Below are 3,652 nucleotides of genomic sequence, written 5' to 3'. Positions count from 1 at the left end.
ATTGACGAGATTTACAACGCAGCAGCTGGATATTCTGGACACAAGATTACGAGCTCATGACTTGATCAGAGGCTACTTAAACAGGCCATCTCTCATCCAGACAGCTCCACAGGCTATTTCAGCGCCGAGGTATTCACTCCAGCGATTCCCAGCGCCACATCCTGCAACCGCAGCCAGGCATCCTTTTTTTCCAGCCCCTTGATCACCCTGTCGATACCAGCGCAATCGATAAGGAGCCGACGCCAGACTGCCGCCCGTCGCTTCAGTCCCTTGCGCATCAGTGGCTTGCGCTTCTCCCATACGCGTTGTGCGGCCATCACACTATCGACTGAACGCCCCTGCTCGACCATCGCCGCCATCTCCGCCAACGCCCGAATCTCCCGCGCCAGCGCCCACAACACCACCGGCGCCACCACCCCCTCTGCCTGCAGGTGTTCCAGCATGCGCAGACCACGGCCCGCCTCTCTGGCAAGCAGAGCATCCACCAAGCCAAACACATCAAAGCGGGCACTGTCGGCCACTGATTCGGCAAGCTGCTCCTGATCCACAACCCCAGGACCATGCAGCAGCAACAGCTTCTCGATCTCCTGCTTGGCGGCAAGCAGATTGCCCTCAATCCGCTCAGACAGCATCTCCACCACACCGGGCTCCGGCGTCAGCCCCACATCCCGCAAGCGCCGCTCCAGCCAGGGTAGCAGCCGCTGCCCTTCAATCGGCCAGATCAGCACCAGCACGCCCAGCCGCTCGACCCCTTTTACCCACTTACTATTCTGCTGGGCTCGGTCGAGCTTGGGGGCGGTGATCAACAGCAGGGTGTCGGGGGGGGGATCAGCCAGATAGGCGCTGATCGCTTTGGAGCCTGGGGTGCCGATCTTTGAACTCGACAGGCGTAGATCGAGGAGCCGCTTATCGCCAAACAGAGAGAGGCTCTGCCCCGCCTCAAGCAGCTGATTCCAGTCGAAACCCGGGCCAACCTCCAACAACTCACGCTCACTGAAGCCCTGAGACCTAGCCGTCTGACGCACCTGATCCGCCGCCTCGCCCAATTGCAGTGGCTCATCACCGCTCAGCAGATAGACCGGAGCCAGCGACTTGTTCAGTTGGGCCGGCAGCTGATCGTTGCGCAGACGCATCAGCGGCTAGAGCCGGGCCTGCAGATGGCGCAGGATCTGTCCAGCCAGGTTGGCCGCATCTCCTGCTGCACCAACGCCGCCTCATTGCGTCGCCCCAGCTCTTCGGTGCCGCTGTAGATCAGCTGGCGCAGCACCTGCAGACTCTGGGGTTCGATCCGCTGCTCGCCTGTTGCTGCAGTCACCTGGTACTCCACTGTCAGTTTGAGCTCATACTCCAGCGCTTTGCCGTTGGCATCCACCGACAGGGCTCGGTACTCGATCTGATCCTTCAGCACCTGCAGATGGTGTCTCGCCGCTGCTTCGCTGGCAGCCAGCTTCGCACCGGAGGCGCTCAGCTCCTGACGCAGCATGGCTGCCAGGCTGGTGCGGCCAGCATCCCCCTGGATGTAGAGTCCATCCAGATTCGGCGTTGCCTGCTGGTAGCCCTTGAGATGGAAGCCGCAGCCGCTCAGCAGCAAGACAAGCACTACCCACAGGACAATCCGGTAATGACGTTTCATTGAGATCTATCCATCCTCACCATGCTGAACTTCAATCATCCGTAGGAGCACCGCTTGCGGCGCTCCTACTGCCAGATCACTTGGCAACTATGTTCACCAGCTTGTTGGGCACCACGATCACCTTGCGCACCGTCGCCTCGCCGATGAACTTCTGCACGTTGTCATTGGCCATCGCAGCCACCTCGACAGCTGCCTTATCGGCATCGGCGGGCACCTGGATCTTCGCCCGCACCTTGCCATTGACCTGCACCACATACTGAATGCTCTCCTGCTTCAGCGCCGCCTCGTCAACCCGCGGCCAGCCGGCAGCGAGGATATCGTCACCGTAACCCAATCCGCGCCAGAGGTGGTGGGAGATGTGGGGGGCGATGGGGCCAAGCAGGCGCAGCACGATGCTGAGGCCTTCGTGCAACACCACCCGATCAACCGCCTCGTCGCCCAGCTTGTAGAGGCTGTTGACGATGGTCATGCAGGCGGAGACCACCGTGTTGAACTGCTGTCGGTCGAAGTCGTAGAGCGCCTTCTTCAGCGTCTCGTGCAGCTCGCGGCGGGCATCTTTCTGTGCATCTCCCAGCACGAGATCGGAGTCATTGGACGCTTCAGCGTCCAACGACTCCAATCCCTTTTGTGCCAGCGCCCAGAGGCGTTTAAGAAAACGAAAGGAGCCCTCCACCCCCTCGTCGTTCCATTCCAGAGACTGGTCTGGCGGTGAGGTGAACATGGTGTAGAGACGCACCGTGTCAGCACCGTAACGGTCGATTAGGGTCTGCGGATCAACACCGTTGTTCTTCGACTTCGACATCTTCTCGATGCCGCCGATCTCCACCGGCTGACCGTCAGCGGCAAACTTCGCACTGAGTGGACGCCCCTTCTCGTCTCGCTCCACCTCGACCTCTGCCGGGTTGTACCAGTGCTTGGCGCCGCTGGCTTCGTCGCGGTAGTAGGTGTCAGCCACCACCATGCCCTGGGTCAGCAGGTTGCGGAACGGCTCGTTACTATGTATCAGCCCCGCATCCCTGAGCAGCTTGTGGTAGAAGCGAGCGTAGAGCAGGTGCAGCACCGCGTGTTCGATGCCGCCCACATAGTGGTCGACTGGCAGCCAATAGTCGGCCCGCTCGTCGAGCATGGTCTCGGCGCCGGGGCAAGTGTAACGGGCGTAGTACCAGCTCGACTCCATGAAGGTATCGAAGGTATCGGTCTCGCGCCGCGCCGCGCCGCCGCATTCGGGGCAGCTGCATTTGGCGAATTCGGCATCGGCCTTGATCGGGTTAATGGTGTTCTCGTCGTAGACGATATCTTCCGGCAGAACCACCGGCAGATCCTCGAGAGGCACCGGCACAATACCGCACTTCTCGCAGTGGATCATCGGGATCGGCGTGCCCCAGTAGCGCTGGCGGGAGACCCCCCAGTCGCGCAGGCGGAAGTTCTTGGTCTTCTCCCCCTTGTCACGCGCCTGCAGCCACTCGGCGATGGCGTCGAAGGCCGCCTCGGAAGTAAGGTCGTTGAAGGGGCCAGAGTCTTTGAGTACACCCTTGTCGGTGTAGGCGGCGGCCTGAATATCGACCTGTGAACCATCCGCAGGGTGGATCACCTGCTTGATCGGGATGCCGTACTTGCGGGCGAAAGCGTGGTCACGCTCATCGTGGGCAGGCACGGCCATGACGGCACCTGTACCGTAACTCATCAGCACGAAGTTGGCCGCGTAGATCGGCACCGGCTCGCCGCTCACCGGGTGGATGGCGTTGATGCCGAGCGGCATGCCCTTTTTCTCGATGGTCTCCAGATCCGCCTCGGAGGTGCCGCCCTGGCGGCACTCGTCGATGAAGGCGGTCAGCTCTGGGTTGCCTTCGGCGGCCTGCAGTGCGAGTGGGTGCTCACCAGCAACCGCCACGTAGGTAACGCCCATGAGGGTGTCGGGGCGGGTGGTGAAGATGGTGAGAGTTTCGTCAGAGGTGGCGCTCTCAATACCGAACTCCATCTTCACGCCGTAGGAGCGGCCGATCCAGTTGCGCTGCATGG

General features: G+C 61.4%; 3 protein-coding genes. All 3 read right to left on the bottom strand.

The window, feature by feature from the left end; genetic code table 11:
- Nucleotides 1-113: 113 nt before the first annotated feature.
- Nucleotides 114-1,133 (bottom strand): DNA polymerase III subunit delta, encoded by a 1,020-nt coding sequence (gene holA / locus RIFP1SYM_RS15970; protein WP_005966796.1) that lies wholly within the window; start codon nucleotides 1,131-1,133, stop codon nucleotides 114-116.
- The gene (locus RIFP1SYM_RS15965; protein WP_005966795.1) at nucleotides 1,133-1,633 is read right to left on the bottom strand and encodes an LPS-assembly lipoprotein LptE; all 501 of its coding nucleotides are present in this window, start codon (nucleotides 1,631-1,633) and stop codon (nucleotides 1,133-1,135) included. Before RIFP1SYM_RS15965 ends, holA begins: the two co-directional genes overlap by 1 nt.
- Before the next feature lie 76 nt (nucleotides 1,634-1,709).
- Nucleotides 1,710-3,652, bottom strand: a 1,943-nt coding sequence (gene leuS / locus RIFP1SYM_RS15960; protein WP_005966793.1) for a leucine--tRNA ligase, incomplete at its 5' end; no start/stop codon positions are given.

This window comes from endosymbiont of Riftia pachyptila (vent Ph05) (assembly GCF_000224455.1).
Lineage (GTDB): Bacteria > Pseudomonadota > Gammaproteobacteria > Chromatiales > Chromatiaceae > Endoriftia > Endoriftia persephonae.
The sequence above is the reverse complement of the archived record's forward strand: the minus strand, read 5'-3'. Positions and strand labels throughout refer to the sequence as shown.

Bases quoted from the DNA above. Each gene is read 5' to 3' on its own strand.
- holA (WP_005966796.1), bottom strand. From the start codon at position 1,133: ATGCGTCTGCGCAACGATCAGCTGCCGGCCCAACTGAACAAGTCGCTG.
- RIFP1SYM_RS15965 (WP_005966795.1), bottom strand. From the start codon at position 1,633: ATGAAACGTCATTACCGGATTGTCCTGTGGGTAGTGCTTGTCTTGCTG.